Here is a 15,299-nt window from a genome sequence, read left to right as displayed (position 1 = left end):
CTATTTTCTAATGAGAATAATTTTTTGCCAGTAAACGCTATATTTTGATCGTTCGCTCAAAGAAGCATCTTTTTTTACGAAAAAGTTAAAAATTGCTGCGAAAACAGCTGTATTCCATGGGACTTATCCCAATTTTGCTGCTACCGCTTTTCGCACTTTTTATGAAACAAGATACTTTTTGAATAAATGAACGCCACTTTACGCGGCGTTCATTAATGCTTTTGGTGCCGTTTTTAATTAAACAACATGTACCGATGAAGTATTTGTTGTGCCGCTCTGAACCAGTGCGCCAGAAACCATTACTACGATGTCGCCTTTCTGAGCCAGACCACTTTCGATGGCGGCTTCTTTACCGATACGGTAGAAATCATCAGTAGAGGCAATTTCTTTTACCAGCTGAGTCACAACACCTTTGGTCAGGATCAACTGACGTGCGGTGATTTCATTGGTGGTCAGAGCCAGGATAGTGGCATGCGGGAAGTATTTACGCACAGCTTTAGCGGATTTACCACCGCTGGTTGCGACAACGATCAGTGGCGCATCCAGTTTCTCAGCAGTTTCTACAGCACCGCGGCAAACGGCTTCAGTAATACGCAGTTTGCGGTTGTCGTTCTGACCATCGATGCGGCTTTGCATTACTCGGTCAGTACGGTCACAAATGGTCGCCATGATGGTCACAGCTTCCAGCGGGTATTTACCTTTCGCACTTTCACCAGACAGCATAACTGCGTCGGTGCCGTCGATGATGGCGTTAGCCACGTCGCCTGCTTCAGCGCGGGTAGGGCGTGGGTTTTTGATCATAGAATCGAGCATCTGCGTAGCGGTGATAACCACTTTGCGTGCACGGTTACATTTCTCAATCATCATCTTCTGCGCGAAGATAACTTCTTCAACCGGGATTTCAACACCCAGGTCGCCACGTGCAACCATGATGCCGTCAGAAGCTTCGAGGATTTCGTCGAAGTTGTTCAGGCCTTCCTGGTTTTCAATTTTGGAGATGATCTGGATGTGCTCGCCACCGTGTGCTTTCAGATGTTCGCGGATTTCCAGAACGTCAGAACGTTTACGGATGAAAGAAGCCGCGACGAAGTCAACGCCTTGCTCACAACCGAAGATCAGGTCACGTTTGTCTTTTTCAGCCAGCGCTGGCAGTGCGATAGAAACGCCTGGCAGGTTAACACCTTTGTTCTCGCCCAGGTCACCGTTGTTCAGCACTTTACAGGTGACTTCGGTTTCAGAGACGTTGGTCACTTCCATACCGATCAGGCCGTCATCGACCAGAATGGTGTTGCCGATTTTCAGGTCAGCTGCGAAGCCCTGATAAGTGACTGCAACGCGCTCGGTGTTACCGATAACGCTTTGATCAGTCGTGAAGGTATAAGTCTGACCCGCAACCAGAGAAGCGTCTTTGCCGCCTTCCAGTTTCATGGTGCGGATTTCAGGACCTTTGGTGTCGAGCAGAACTGCCGCTTTGTGACCGGTCTTCGCCATCACGTTGCGGATATTTTGAATGCGCTGACCGTGCTCTTCATAATCACCGTGGGAGAAGTTCAGACGCATAACGTTCATGCCTGCATCAAGCAGTTTGGTCAGCATTTCTTCGGATTCGGTTTTCGGGCCGATGGTACAAACAATTTTAGTCTTTTTCATGACGATTTTATCTACAAGTTGTGATGGATTGGAAAAGTGTTTGCCTGACAGCATTGCTGCCCGCGCGGAAATTGGATGGTGCCTGGTTGAATCAAATCATTACTAAGCGTAGAAGACTGTGAAAGGAATGGTGTAGTAAGTTCAGCCAAAGCATAGCGATTTGTGCGATTTATCATCGCTACTGGAGTGGTCACGCTTTTATTAGGGCGATATCGACAGATCAAGGGGCTGAAACCATTCAATCGAAGAGACGATGCGTATTATAGAGGGGAACGGGTTGGGAAACCAAATAAAAAACGTGATGTTGCGCAAGCTTAGGGCATATTTCGGAACGTTGTTTTGAATTTACCCAATGCGGGCAGCGTATAAATCAGCAGGTCACAACATTTTTTTCACGCTGCGATCGAAAATGACACAAGTGACAAATAATCTTAAAAAAATACAAACGGATGTCGCTGAGAAACGCTGGACGTAAACAGAAAAGGGTGTTCGGAGATTTTAGTGTTGGGATTTGAATCAGAATTGACAGCACAGAGGAAAGAGAGAACGTTGCTTTGGTGCGTCCGAGTGGACTCGAACCACCGACCCCCACCATGTCAAGGTGGTGCTCTAACCAACTGAGCTACGGACGCACATCATGCAACGGTACTGCGAGAAAATTGGTGCGTCCGAGTGGACTCGAACCACCGACCCCCACCATGTCAAGGTGGTGCTCTAACCAACTGAGCTACGGACGCACATCATGCAACGGTACTGCGAGAAAATTGGTGCGTCCGAGTGGACTCGAACCACCGACCCCCACCATGTCAAGGTGGTGCTCTAACCAACTGAGCTACGGACGCATCGTTTTTCTTTTTTTGTCAGCCAGTGTTGGCGACGGGGACGAATATTAACGACCTCTCTGAATACTGGCAAGGGAAAAAAGACATTTTCCTGTCATATTGTGCGTGACTGTCGAGCGAATGCGCATTGCGTTGTTTTTTTAGGCATATCAGGCACTGCACGGATACAAAATCCCGCGCGCCGTAAGAGAGCTTATCAGCGCGTGGGAGAAAACAGCAGATCAGTCAGCGACCGGCTTTTTGCAAAATCGTGTAGGACGGTTGCTTCTGTAACCAGCGCATGCGCAACGTCATCATCAGCGCTGCAAAGGTCAGCCCCAGAATAAATCCGCACCAGAAACCACTCGGTCCCATTCGCGGTACCAGCAAATCGGTAAGGCCCAGCATGTATCCGACCGGCAGTCCGAGTACCCAATAGGCAATGAACGTTATATAGAAGATAGAACGGGTATCTTTATAGCCACGCAGAATGCCGCTGCCAATAACCTGGATGGCATCTGAAATCTGGAACAACGCTGCAAAAATCAGAAGATGCGAGGCCAGCGTTACCACTTCAGGGCTGTCGTTATACAGCGCAGCAATGTGTTCGCGGAACAAAATCGCCGTTGTTGCGGTACAACAGGCCATAAGTATGCCGGTCATAATACTGGTATAGGCAGCGACTTTGGCGCCTTCAACGGAAGATTCCCCCAGTCTTGAACCTACCCGAATCGTTGCCGCCACACCGAGTGAAAGGGGGACGACAAACATCAGTGAGCCCACATTAAGGGCTATCTGATGACTGGCCACGGCGACAATGCCCAGCGGAGAAACCAGCAGGGCCACAATGGCGAACAGTGTGACTTCAAAGAATAATGCCAGTGCAATAGGCAGGCCCAGCTGAGAAAGACGGCGCAGCGTCGCCCAGTCGGGTTTAGCAAAACGTGTAGCAGGTTGTATGTCACGCAGGGCACGGTTATGACGGACATAAAATCGCATCATAAAGAACATCACCCAATAGACAGTTCCCGTTGCGACGCCGCAGCCGACGCCACCGAGGGCGGGTGCACCGAATTTACCGTAGATGAAAATATAGTTAACGGGGATATTCACCAGTAAACCGATAAAGCCAAAAACCATCCCCGGCTTGGTTTTTGACAGGCCTTCGCATTGGTCGCGCAGCACCTGGAAGAACAAATAACCCGGCGCACCCCACATAATGGCGTGTAAATAACCGACGGCCTTGGCCTTCAGTACGGGATCAATATTGTGCATCAGGCTGAGAATATGGTCGCATTGATATAATACGGCGATGATCAGCACGGAAACACCTGAAGCCAGCCAGAAGCCTTGCTGAATCTGATGTCCAATCTTGTCGCGGCGACCGGCACCATTGAGATGCGCCACGGTCGGCGTCAGGGAAAGTAATAAGCCGTGTCCGAATAAAATAGCGGGCAGCCAAATGGAGGTCCCGACTGCGACGGCGGCCATGTCTGTGGCACTGACTGAGCCGGCCATTATGGTGTCGACGACGCCCATGGAAGTCTGAGCGATTTGCGCAAGGATGACCGGAATGGCAAGCGCTAATAAAACCCGCGCCTCTGCAAGGTACTTCTGCACAGATACACCTTTTTTTGTTGATTATATTGAATAAAAATCGCCACGTAAGGTGGCCGCAAAGAGTGGGGGAATAGCCCGAAGATTGTACATTGTCGGGATTTTTAAGCAAACAAAGCTGTTAACGAGCGGTTAAATAATGAAATGAAAGCAGACGGGGCTATTTCTGCCCGTGAGGATTTGGCTTTCCCTGAAATCTGCGGCAAACTGACAACAGTGTCGCTTTTAATACAACAGACTTATGAATTGAGGAAAGGGCTATGTTTACCGGAATTGTTCAGGGAACCGGAACGGTCGTATCGATCGATGAAAAACCTAATTTCAGAACCCATGTTGTCCGCTTGCCGGAGGATATGCTCGACAATCTGCAGCTGGGTGCTTCTGTTTCACATAACGGCTGCTGTCTGACTGTGACCGAAGTGAAGGGTGATTTGGTCAGTTTCGACCTGATGAAAGAGACGCTTCGTCTGACAAATCTGGGCGAGCTGAATGTCGGTGATCAGGTGAATCTGGAACGCGCCGCGCGTTTTAATGACGAAATTGGCGGTCACCTGATGTCGGGGCATATTATTTGTACCGCGGAAGTGGCGAAGATTTTAACGTCAGAAAATAACCGTCAGATCTGGTTCCGTATGCCACATGAAGATCTGATGAAATATGTATTACATAAAGGTTATATCGGCATTGATGGTATTAGTCTGACCATCGGCGAAGTCACCCGTACCCGTTTCTGCGTGCATCTGATTCCGGAAACGTTGCAACGTACTACGCTGGGGACTAAACGTCTGGGCGACAAAATCAATATCGAAATTGATCCGCAGACTCAGGCGATAGTTGATACCGTTGAACGTGTTTTAGCCAGCCGAGAAGCCGCTATTGCGACCGCGCAGGCAATGATCGAAAAGTCTGAATAAAGGTTTTACCGTCAGCTTTTAAGCCTCTGAAAAACAAAAACCGGACATGATAGTCCGGTTTTTTTATGTCGTTCAGTCGCTCACAGGGATGATTAACGTGGAACGCGCATTCCGCCGTCAACGCCTTCAGGACTGAATACCACTTGCCAGAGCTGAATGTCACGTGCCCTGAATGCCCCTGCACAAGCATTGAGATAATAAGTGAACATGCGGTGGAAACGATCGCCATATTTTTCTGCCAGTTCAGGCCAGTATTTCTGGAAACGTTCATTCCACGCCATCAGGGTACGATCATAATCCGCGCCGATATTATGCCAGTCTTCCATCACAAATAATGATTCGCTGGTGTGAGCAATTTGTTGAATTGAAGGCAGGCACCCATTCGGGAAGATATATTTGTCGATCCACGGGTCTACGCTAAGATCTGTTTTGTTAGAGCCTATGGTATGTAGCAGGAAAATGCCGTCGGGTTTGATATTGCGTTTGGCGACATTAAAGTAGGTCTGGTAATTTTTCGGACCCACATGTTCAAACATACCGACAGAAACCACGCGGTCGAACTGATCGTTGAGATCACGATAATCCTGCAACAGAATAGTGACATCCAGCCCTTCACAGCGTTTCTGAGCCAGTTTCTGTTGTTCTGCCGAAATCGTAACGCCCACCACGCTGACACCATAATGGCGTGCTGCAAATTCTGATAATCCGCCCCAGCCACAACCGATATCCAGCAACCGCTGGCCGGGTTTTAATTGCAGCTTATCGCAGATCATTTTGAGTTTGGCTTCCTGAGCTTCTTCAAGTGTTGTCGCTTCTTTCCAGTAGCCACAGGAATATTGCATGTAGGGGTCGAGCATCAGAGTAAATAAGTCATTACCCAGATCGTAGTGTTCTTTTCCTACAATCCATGCACGTTTACGGGATTGCAGATTGGTAAGACGCGCCGCTGCGATGCGCAGAGTGTCTTTAAAATGGTGGGGGAGTTTATTTTCCAGGCCTGCACGGAGAACACGCTGGAAAAAAATATCAAGGCGGTCGCATTCCCACCAACCATCCATATAGCTTTCACCCAGACCCAAAGAACCTTCCTGTAAAACACGTTTAAAGAAGTCAGTGTTTTTTACTTTAAGGTCAAAAGGGCGATTACCGTTAATCTGGATGTCCGCTGTAGCCAGTAATTCGCTGACTATCCGATACCACTGATTGTCCTGAATGCTTAGGTCTTCTATACACGATGAACTCATAGCTTCTCCATCACTTTCTCTTCTGACTTATTAACCTGCCGGGAAAAGCAAAGGCTATATTGCAGGTCTTTATGAGAACAGACGACTAGCGCCTCGTCCGATATCCGACAACAACAGAGGAAATTTAGAAGAACGCCTGCGGCCAAAGACACGCAGGAAAATCATCCCTGAAGAACGTACTAGAGAAAATAGTGTGACGCATTCCGCGCGTCCGGCTTAAGTATGTAATAAAAGTTTTGTATAAATGCTACTTTGTAAGGTTTTGTAGAGTATAGGCTCGCCGGCAGGCATTCTCAATAGTTAATCGTCATGAATGAAAATGTCCGTTAAGTGATTGTTACTTATGGTCATTATAACGATTAATTTTCGAGACTGACTCAGGCTTCCTGCTCTGACTTTTGCTCAGTATATTGCGGATTTTCGTGCCGTACAGACATCCACCGGCCCAAAACTACCAACAATAGTGTAGACAGCATGGTGGTGACTGTCGCTATTAATGGTTGCACAATAAATGCGGAAACTAAAAGACTGGCGAGGAAGCATAATCCCAGTTGCAGGGTATTTTGCAACGCAGCGGCTTTGCCTGTATTAGCAGGAAATGGCATTAATGCGTTTGCGACAACAATGGGATAGATTGCGCCATTCACCAGCGCCATGAAGCAGAACGGGATCAACAGGCTCACTAACCCGGCATCAGTGAACATGGCGACACAAAATAGCCCCGCAACACTCAGACCATACCCCGTCAGCAGCCAGGGCAAAATTTTATTGCCGTCTAATTTGCTGATAAGCAACCGGCAGCCAAAACCACCCAGCAGGAAAGCGATGGTCTGCGGAACATAGCTCAGACCAATCATGCCCGGCGAATAGCCCATATCGCTCAAAATAAACGGCGAGCCCGTCAGCCACGCAAAGAAACCGGCGGAGCAGGCGGCGTAAATCATGACATTACCGCTGTAAACGCGTGATTTCAGCAAAGTGCCAAAACCCACTTTATCCGCAGATTTGTGTTCTGCAGGCTTGTTTTCCCGCAGCGTGAAAGTGGCGATAAGCAACAGGGCGGCTACCGCAGTGAGCAGGGCAAAGATGGCTTCCCAGTCAAAATGATTGAGCACCCATGCGCCCAGCAAAGGGGCCAGCGCCGGTGAAAGTGCCACCAGCGGCATAATGCTGGCGAAAGTTTTTTTAGCGACATCGGCTGAAAAACGATCCACCACGATAGCCTGCCAGGTCACTGCCGCAGCACAGACGCCCATTGCCTGTAAGAAACGCAGAGCGAGAAGGGCGCGTACGTTGTCGACCCAAATCACACCCAGACAGCCCACGGCAAACAACATCAGGCCGAGTAATAAAACCGGTTTACGGCCAATCCGATCCGACAGCGGTCCCCAGAGCAATTGTCCTATAGCGAATCCGCCGAGAAAAATACTCAGGCTGGCGCTGATCATTCCCGGACTGGTCATCAGGCTGGTTTGCATTGCGCTAAACGCAGGAAGGTACATATCTGTGGCTAAAAAGCCGAGCATGCTCAGGCCAGCCAGATAGAGCATAAATCCAAAGGAGGGTTTCATTATTATCTCGTTAATTTATTTGTTGCAGGTGATTTGAGGCAGAAATCAGTTCGGAGACGGATTTTAACGCTTTGATAACAGCGTTGTGAAACGCTAATATTTGCACTCTGCTATCAAAAATATTGAAGGCTAAATTATGTGGTCAGAATACGCACTGGAAGTCGTCGATGCTGTGGCGAGAACGGGCAGTTTCAGCGCAGCGGCACAGGATTTACATCGTGTGCCTTCTGCCATCAGCTATACCGTTCGTCAGCTGGAACAATGGCTGGCGGTGCCGCTATTTGAGCGCCGCCACCGTGACGTTGTTTTAACGCCAGCGGGCAAAGTTTTCGTGGATGAAGCGCGCGTTCTGACAAAAAAAATGATAGCTACACGCCGCCAGTGTCAGCAGGTTGCCAACGGCTGGCGGGGCGAGTTGCGGATTGCTGTCGACAGAATCGTCAAACCGGCAAGAACCCGGCGACTGGTGCTGGATTTCTATCGCCATTTCCCTGATACCGAACTGATCATTCACTCTGAGGTGTTTAACGGTGTGTGGGATGCGCTGGTCGACGGGCGTGCTGATGTGGCAATCGGCGCGACCCGGGCGATCCCCGCTGGCGGTCGCTTCAGCTTTCGCGACATGGGGTTTATGGACTGGCACTGCGTCGTCAGCCCGCAGCATCCTCTGGCGCAGTTATCGGGCGCGCTGAGCGATGAACAGCTCAGGCCATATCCCGCGCTGTGCCTGGAAGATACTTCACGAACGTTGCCCAAGCGTGATACCTGGACTCTGGATAACCAGCGGCGTCTGGTTGTGCCGGACTGGACCTGCGCGCTGGAATGTCTGAGTGAAGGTTTATGCGTAGGGATGATGCCCGCTCATCGCGTCAGTCAGCAGATTGAACAGCAAAAATTACAGGTCCTGGCGCTGGAAAATACGTTCCCTGACAGTCCGTGTTGTCTGACGTGGGATCAGAGTAATCCTTCGCCGTCACTGGCCTGGTTGCTGGAATATATGGGCGATACAGAAACGATGAACAAAGAATGGCTGCGGGATTAAGAAATAAAAACGCCTGCAAAGGCAGGCGTTAAAACAGCATTAACGACGGTAATCACGGTACGGGCCATCGGCCACCGAACGACGCTCAACCAGTTTCGGATGCACCTCGATGGTTTGTGATTCTTCGCGTTTACTGATGATGCGGTCGAGCAGCATGGTAAAGGCCATCTCACCTAACCTTTCTTTCGGCTGATGCACGGTCGTCAGGGCCGGAGAGAAATACCGCGCATTACGCACGTTGTCATAACCGATCACTGAAATATCCTGAGGAACACGCAATCCGAGCTCATCAGCAGCGCAGATAGCGCCCATCGCCATGACATCACCACCGCAGAAAACGGCGGTAGGGCGTTGTTTCTGCATCAGAATCTTGTGCATCGCCTGATAACCTGACTCCGGTTCGAAATCACCCTGAACAACCCATTCATCGCGAAGCGGGATATTGGCTTCGGTCAGTGCTTTGACGAACCCCTGGAAACGACCACCGCCAGTGTTACGCGCCAGCTGTCCCGGGATCACGCCAATATCACGATGCCCGCGTTCAATCAGATAGCGCCCGGCCATGTAACCGCCTTCGAATGCGTTATCGATAATGCTGTCGGTGAAGTTTTTACGTGCTTCGCCCCAGTCCATCACGACCATCGGGATCGAGCGGTACTCTTCGAGCATATTGAGCAACTCGTCAGGATATTCCGCGCACATCACCAGCAGACCGTCGACGCGTTTTTGCGCCAGCATTTGCAGATAGGCCTGTTGTTTTTCCAGATTATTGTGCGAGTTACACAAAATAAGCGTATAGCCTTTAGAGAAACAGCTGTTCTCAACGGCTTCAATCACCTCGGCAAAATAGGGCGCTTCACTGGACGTTGCCAGCAGGCCAATCGTCTTGGTGTTATTCACCTTAAGGCTGCGGGCTACGGCGCTCGGCGAATAATGTAGCTCTTTAATGGCAAGGAGCACCGCATCCTTGGTTTCTTCGGCGACGAAACGTGTTTTATTGATGACGTGCGACACGGTTGTAGTGGAAACGCCAGCGCGCTTTGCGACATCTTTAATCGTTGCCATGTAAAGAATGACTCCTGAACTTCCGTGCTTCAGCACGTTAGCATTATGTTAATCGTTTGCCTGCGTGGATTTAACTGCTGACTCAGAAAAGGGCAGTGAAATCGTTGGGTGGATTCTTCAGAATGAGGCGTGAAATGCTCTCGGGTGAAATCGACCGGCACACAGGCGTGTTAACCGACAATTTTCTCTTATAATGCATGAAAGTGGAAGTAAAATTGTCATGTTCACATTGTCATTCAGCAGAAGATTTTAAATGTGAATTATGCGAAAATGCGTTGGCACACATTTAGTGTGGCTAAAAGAAACGCCACAACTTGATCCGAAAGGGGGTTTGATGGACAGCAACCTGAAATTATCGTTGATCACCACGGTATGCGCTTTGCTCATGATTATCGCTTTCAGCTTCACGGCAGTGATGAACTAATTCAGCAGTGAGACGCAACAAAAAAGGGCGATACCTCTCACAGGAATCGCCCTTTTCAATTTTACGCAGTGCCCGTTACCGCCGATACTCTTCCCTGCAGAAACTCTTCGTTAAATGCTATTCAATGGCTGATTAGCGAAACTTCAGACTTAACGAATTGTTTATTATCGGATTGTTTTCGGGGTCATCACCCGACGTGCGCCAACATAGTGATCTTGCCAGTAATCGTCACCCAGTGAGGTGATTTTGATGTCTTCACCGGTTCTTGGTGACTGAATGAATTTGCCGTTGCCGACATAAACACCCACGTGGTCCGCAGCGCCGCGGTTATTGATCCTGAAGAACACCAGGTCACCGCTTTCAAGTTCGCCGCGTTTGACCGGAGCCGCATCGCGCAGATGGTACATTTCATTTGCCGTACGCGGCATTTTAATGCGGATCAAATCTTTGTAAGCGTAATAGACCAGACCACTGCAATCAAAACCGGTATTCGGAGAGGTTCCTCCCCAGCGATAAGGTTTACCGACCTGGTGCATCAGTTTCGTCATCGCCGTTTGTTGTGCATGCTGATAGCGTTTTTTATGTGTCGCACTCAGCGTAATCGGTTTGGTGTCTTCTTCGCGTAACTTCTTGCCTTTGCGGTGCCGGCCATATGCTTCTTTTTTGCTGACCTTTTCAGTGCTGTTTTTGGCAAGCGTTCGTGATTTCGTTTCTTTCTCTGTCTTTTTCCCGGCCCGTGTTGTCCTGAGTGTTTTTTCTTTTTTACCTTCGGTCCGGGTCGTTTTAAGGTTTTTTTCTGAAGTCGTCTTTTGCTTAACCAGTTCGGTGCTGCTGACTTTCTTCGATTTAGCTATTTTTTCCTGAGTCTTTTTCTCTGTCACCGGCGCGACTTTTGATTTCTTACTGGTTTTCGCCGCCACTGTTTTTCGCTTTCGCCGTTCTTCCGGCGTCACGGGAGTCGCATGACTCTTTCGCTGATCGGCAGAAACGCGTGTCTGTGGCGACGCATGAGCCATATTGAGCATCATCTGGGTAAAGAGCAGCACAAAAAGCGTGAACAGTACGCGCATAGCTTCGTTACCATGAGTGGTTGAGTTAAACATCAGGGATGTCAGAGTATTGCCTAAAAGAACCTGACAAAAAAGCACGAATTGACTCGATTCTAGATCATATTGTGAGAAAAAGTTAATAGCTTTTTTTATGTTGAAATAACCGCCATTTTCAGTCAAAAAAATAACCATTTTTCATCAGGTTAATATTTGAGATAAAGAAGGCGATTTTGCAAATCTGTCATTATCGTCGAACGGCAAAAATGTTATTCTCGATGGATCTTTAAATATGTGATGCTCAGCGCAGTCGCCGAAAATTGTTTAATAAAATGCCAGTATTGAGAAAGACCCCACAAAAAATGGCGTTTTTATCTGATGGCTGGCGTCGTTACAATAGAAAGTATTGTGTTTGCGCACCGTTTTTGGGTGCCGCGCGTGATGAGTAATGACCGTGACAGCCTGTACCGGCTTGAGGAAGCAAGAAATGACCACTCCAACTATTGAAAAAATTCAGAAGCAAGTTTCTGAAAATCCGATCCTGCTTTACATGAAAGGTTCTCCAAAGCTGCCAAGCTGCGGTTTTTCCGCTCAGGCTGTTCAGGCGCTTTCCGCCTGTGGCGAACGCTTTGCTTACGTTGATATTTTGCAGAACCCGGATATCCGTGCTGAAATGCCAAAATATGCTAACTGGCCAACTTTCCCTCAACTGTGGGTTGATGGTGAACTGGTTGGCGGTTGTGACATCGTCGTTGAGATGTTCCAGCGTGGCGAACTGCAGCAGCTGATCAAAGAAACTGCTGAGAAATATAAAACCTCTGAAGAGTAATTTGCAGAAGTTCGCTGTCCTTTGAGGATGGCAGAGACAAAAAGAGCGACATTGCGTCGCTCTTTTTTTATGACTGAATTGAGTCAGTCCAGAATTGCAGACATTACGGACTTACTGCTGATTTTCCTGCTGTGCCGCCTGGTCTTCGGTTTCTTCTGCGGTCAGTGGCAACGGCCAGCCGCCAAGGCGCTTCCAGCGATTCACCAGCTCACAAAACAGCTCAGCGGTACGTTCGGTATCATACAGCGCAGAGTGAGCCTGACTGCTGTCAAACACCATGCCTGCGCTGATGCAGGCTTTCGCCAGCACGGTTTGCCCGAGCACCAGCCCGCTTAACGCCGCAGTATCAAATGTGGCGAAAGGGTGGAACGGATTACGTTTCAGCCCGGCGCGCTCGGCTGCTGCCATCAGGAAGCTGTGATCGAAATTGGCATTGTGCGCCACGATGATCGCGCGGTTGCAGTTTTGCTCTTTCATCCCTTTGCGGATGACTTTAAAAATTTCGTGCAGAGCGTCATATTCACTGACCGCGCCGCGCAGCGGGTTGGTCGGGTCGATACCGTTAAACGCCAGCGCTTCCGGCACCAGTACCGAGCCTTCAAAAGGTTCTACGTGGAAATGCACGGTCTCATCGCTTTGCAGCCAGCCGTCCTCATCCATCTTCAGTGTGATTGCCGCAATTTCCAGCAGCGCATCGGTTTGGGCATTAAATCCGGCAGTTTCAACATCAATTACTACCGGATAAAAACCACGAAAACGGCCTCTCAGGGCGTTAATGTCACTATTCTCGGCCATTAGTTTCTTATCTTCATCGAATTCAGCGCGCATTATGACAAATTTTGCCGCCCGTTGCAGGGCTGCGGCAAAAAATGGGCAATAAAAAAGGGCGCAGTTGCGCCCCTTTCAGCAATCCGTAGGATCAGTTGCCCAGACCCTGGCCTGCATGTTTGGATTCGATCAGCTCAATTTTGTAGCCGTCCGGATCTTCAACAAACGCGATGATGGTGGAGCCGCCTTTGACCGGACCGGCTTCACGGGTTACTTTTCCGCCCGCATTGCGGATGTCATCGCAAGTTTGTGCGACGTTATCAACGCCTAAAGCGATATGCCCGTAAGCGGTGCCGATGTCGTAGCTGTCGACGCCCCAGTTGTAGGTCAGTTCAATGACTGCGCCTTCGCTTTCATCGGTGTAACCCACGAATGCCAGAGAATATTTGTATTCAGTATTTTCGCTGGTGCGCAGCAGGCGCATGCCTAATACATCGGTATAGAAGCTGATCGCGCGTTGCAGATCGCCAACACGAAGCATGGTATGGAGTAAACGCATAGGTTCCTCTTTATTTGCAGGATGAGAATTATCGGTTCAAGCCTAACTGATAGTGACCATTTTGTCTGTAAAACGACGCTCAGTGACTGAAGGCCTGACCAAAAAAAGCAGCAGAAGGAGGGCATCTTCTGCTGCAAGGATGGGATCACTCTTTTTTAATCATTACAGCGTCGGGTAATCGGTGTAACCCTGAGCACCGCCGCCGTAGAAGGTTTCTGGTTTTGGATCATTAAGCGGAGCGCGGGATTTCAACCGTTCAACCAGGTCCGGGTTTGCGATATAGCTGCGACCGAAAGCCACGGCGTCGATGTAACCTTTTTCGATAAGCTCTTCGCCTTTTTCAGCGGTATAAGCACCGGCACCGACAATCACGCCCTGATAATGGGCGCGGATCACCGCACGGAATTCAGTCGAATAAGGCTTGCCGCCGGCCCAGTCCGGTTCAGAAATATGCAGATAAGCGAGTTTACGTTTGTTCAGCTCATCCAGCAGATAGATGGCGGCCTGTTCCTGATCTTCACCGTTGTCCAGCCCGTTAAACGGACCCATTGGCGAAATACGGATACCCACGCGGTCTGCGCCGATTACCCCGATGGCCGCATCAACCACTTCCAGCGTCAGGCGGGTACGGTTTTCAATGCTGCCGCCGTATTCGTCTTCACGCAGGTTAGATGCCGGAGACATGAACTGGTGCAGCAGATAACCGTGCGCCGCGTGCAGCTCAATGTAATCAAAACCGGCTTCGGCAGAACACTCAGCGGCGTGGCGGAAATCATTAATGATCCCCGGAATTTCGCTCAGTTCCAGCGCACGCGGAGTCGGGGAATCAACACGAATGGCGTTGCCTTGCTCATCGCGCAGGCTGGTGCGGGTATTAGGATTGACGGCTGAAGATGAGACCGGTGTCTGGTTATCCGGCTGCACGCTGTTGTGAGAAATACGGCCTGTGTGCCACAGCTGAACCGCAATATGGCCATTTTTCTGATGCACGCCAGCGACGATTTTTTTCCACGCAGCGACCTGTTCTGGTGTGTGCAGTCCCGGCGCACCGGCATAGCCTTTCGCCTGGAAGGAAACCTGAGTGGCTTCAGTAATGATCAGGCCGGAACTGTGGCGCTGAGCGTAATATTCGCCCATCAGCGGGGTAGGGATGTCACCCGGTTCGATGCTGCGCAGGCGGGTCAGTGGCGCCATAAAGACACGGTTAGGCAGCGTATTCTGGCCGACAACAATGGGGGTAAAAAGCTTGGTCATTTCAATAACTCCGGATTTAATGGACTGATCGGTATGGCATTTAGGAACATAATTCCCGCTTCACGATCGTTTCGCAATGCCTCTTTCTATCGCATCTGGCGTCTGTCTGACTACGCGCACGGTGCCTTTTTGCAGATCTTCTTGCAGGATGGGAAGAAAACGTCTTGAATAAAAGTTCACCGTTATTTGCGGAGGGCATGTGGCTCAGCAACTTGAGTTCTTCGAAATTCCCAGTCCGTGCCGTGGCATTTGTCAGGCCGATGAGCGCGGCTATTGTCGTGGTTGCCTGCGCAGCCGTGAGGAACGTTTCGGCTGGATGAAAATGACGGACGCGGAAAAACGTCACGTGATCCGTTTGTGCCAGCAGCGGCTTTTACGCCAGATTCGGGCCGGAAAACAGCCCGACGAACCTTTGCCGGAACAACCGGAACTGTTCTGATTTTTCACACCAGCTGTCAGTGTGGTGACGGTTGTCTGCTTCTTTGCAATTCTTAC

General features: G+C 49.7%; 15 protein-coding genes and 3 tRNA genes. 6 read left to right on the top strand and 12 right to left on the bottom strand.

Annotation, left to right across the window (positions count from 1 at the left end):
• Positions 1-237 precede the first annotated feature (237 nt).
• The 5 genes from pykF to D6C13_RS06330 all read right to left on the bottom strand — a co-directional run bounded on the left by pykF (position 238) and on the right by D6C13_RS06330 (position 4,091).
• On the bottom strand, positions 238-1,650 hold the full coding sequence (gene pykF, locus D6C13_RS06350; RefSeq protein ID WP_120132072.1) for a pyruvate kinase PykF: 1,413 nt from the start codon (positions 1,648-1,650) through the stop codon (positions 238-240).
• Positions 1,651-2,205: 555 nt separating this feature from the next.
• Positions 2,206-2,282: transfer RNA gene (locus D6C13_RS06345), tRNA-Val, on the bottom strand.
• Positions 2,283-2,310: 28 nt separating this feature from the next.
• A tRNA-Val gene (locus D6C13_RS06340) sits at positions 2,311-2,387 on the bottom strand.
• Between the two features lie 28 nt (positions 2,388-2,415).
• A tRNA-Val gene (locus D6C13_RS06335) sits at positions 2,416-2,492 on the bottom strand.
• A 225-nt stretch (positions 2,493-2,717) separates the two neighbouring features.
• On the bottom strand, positions 2,718-4,091 hold the full coding sequence (locus D6C13_RS06330; RefSeq protein WP_120131968.1) for an MATE family efflux transporter: 1,374 nt from the start codon (positions 4,089-4,091) through the stop codon (positions 2,718-2,720).
• A gap of 257 nt (positions 4,092-4,348) precedes the next feature.
• Here D6C13_RS06330 and D6C13_RS06325 point away from each other — a divergent pair, with 257 nt between their 5' ends.
• Complete coding sequence (locus tag D6C13_RS06325) at positions 4,349-5,002, top strand: riboflavin synthase subunit alpha (protein ID WP_120131967.1); 654 nt, start codon at positions 4,349-4,351, stop codon at positions 5,000-5,002.
• Between the two features lie 92 nt (positions 5,003-5,094).
• On the opposite strand, the gene cfa is transcribed toward D6C13_RS06325, so the two are convergent.
• Both cfa and punC read right to left on the bottom strand, forming a co-directional pair.
• Positions 5,095-6,246: a cyclopropane fatty acyl phospholipid synthase gene (cfa, locus tag D6C13_RS06320; protein ID WP_120131966.1), complete on the bottom strand. Its 1,152-nt coding sequence runs from the start codon at positions 6,244-6,246 to the stop codon at positions 5,095-5,097.
• Positions 6,247-6,623: 377 nt separating this feature from the next.
• Positions 6,624-7,817, bottom strand: coding sequence for a purine nucleoside transporter PunC (gene punC / locus D6C13_RS06315; protein WP_120131965.1), 1,194 nt, complete (start codon positions 7,815-7,817; stop codon positions 6,624-6,626).
• A gap of 136 nt (positions 7,818-7,953) precedes the next feature.
• On the opposite strand from punC, the gene punR reads away from it, so the two are divergent.
• Complete coding sequence (punR, locus tag D6C13_RS06310) at positions 7,954-8,859, top strand: DNA-binding transcriptional activator PunR (RefSeq protein ID WP_120131964.1); 906 nt, start codon at positions 7,954-7,956, stop codon at positions 8,857-8,859.
• A 39-nt stretch (positions 8,860-8,898) separates the two neighbouring features.
• Here punR and purR read toward each other — a convergent pair whose 3' ends face one another.
• Complete coding sequence (gene purR / locus D6C13_RS06305; RefSeq protein WP_120131963.1) at positions 8,899-9,924, bottom strand: HTH-type transcriptional repressor PurR; 1,026 nt, start codon at positions 9,922-9,924, stop codon at positions 8,899-8,901.
• 262 nt (positions 9,925-10,186) lie between these two features.
• Here purR and cydH point away from each other — a divergent pair, with 262 nt between their 5' ends.
• Positions 10,187-10,348, top strand: a complete 162-nt coding sequence (cydH, locus tag D6C13_RS26175; protein ID WP_112287936.1) for a cytochrome bd-I oxidase subunit CydH — start codon at positions 10,187-10,189, stop codon at positions 10,346-10,348.
• A 164-nt stretch (positions 10,349-10,512) separates the two neighbouring features.
• Here cydH and D6C13_RS06295 read toward each other — a convergent pair whose 3' ends face one another.
• Complete coding sequence (locus D6C13_RS06295) at positions 10,513-11,418, bottom strand: C40 family peptidase (protein WP_120132071.1); 906 nt, start codon at positions 11,416-11,418, stop codon at positions 10,513-10,515.
• A 354-nt stretch (positions 11,419-11,772) separates the two neighbouring features.
• Between D6C13_RS06295 and D6C13_RS26070 the strand changes: the two genes are divergently transcribed.
• Together D6C13_RS26070 and D6C13_RS06290 are read left to right on the top strand one after the other, a co-directional pair.
• Positions 11,773-11,901: a hypothetical protein gene (locus D6C13_RS26070; RefSeq protein WP_279630050.1), complete on the top strand. Its 129-nt coding sequence runs from the start codon at positions 11,773-11,775 to the stop codon at positions 11,899-11,901.
• The gene (locus D6C13_RS06290; RefSeq protein WP_120131962.1) at positions 11,882-12,223 is read left to right on the top strand and encodes a Grx4 family monothiol glutaredoxin; all 342 of its coding nucleotides are present in this window, start codon (positions 11,882-11,884) and stop codon (positions 12,221-12,223) included. The genes D6C13_RS26070 and D6C13_RS06290 overlap by 20 nt, the downstream gene beginning before the upstream one ends.
• A gap of 111 nt (positions 12,224-12,334) precedes the next feature.
• On the opposite strand, the gene rnt is transcribed toward D6C13_RS06290, so the two are convergent.
• From rnt to nemA, 3 genes are all read right to left on the bottom strand, one after another.
• Positions 12,335-13,051, bottom strand: coding sequence for a ribonuclease T (gene rnt, locus D6C13_RS06285; protein ID WP_120131961.1), 717 nt, complete (start codon positions 13,049-13,051; stop codon positions 12,335-12,337).
• A 91-nt stretch (positions 13,052-13,142) separates the two neighbouring features.
• Positions 13,143-13,550, bottom strand: coding sequence for a lactoylglutathione lyase (gene gloA, locus D6C13_RS06280; RefSeq protein ID WP_112287933.1), 408 nt, complete (start codon positions 13,548-13,550; stop codon positions 13,143-13,145).
• 162 nt (positions 13,551-13,712) lie between these two features.
• Positions 13,713-14,810 (bottom strand): alkene reductase, encoded by a 1,098-nt coding sequence (gene nemA / locus D6C13_RS06275; RefSeq protein ID WP_120131960.1) that lies wholly within the window; start codon positions 14,808-14,810, stop codon positions 13,713-13,715.
• Between the two features lie 193 nt (positions 14,811-15,003).
• On the opposite strand from nemA, the gene D6C13_RS06270 reads away from it, so the two are divergent.
• Positions 15,004-15,243, top strand: coding sequence for a DUF1289 domain-containing protein (locus D6C13_RS06270; protein WP_120131959.1), 240 nt, complete (start codon positions 15,004-15,006; stop codon positions 15,241-15,243).
• The last annotated feature ends 56 nt before the right edge of the window (positions 15,244-15,299 follow it).

Source organism: Rahnella woolbedingensis, from assembly GCF_003602095.1.
Taxonomy (GTDB): Bacteria; Pseudomonadota; Gammaproteobacteria; order Enterobacterales; family Enterobacteriaceae; genus Rahnella; species Rahnella woolbedingensis.
Note: the sequence above shows the minus strand (reverse complement) of the source record. Positions and strands in the feature narration are given on the sequence as shown.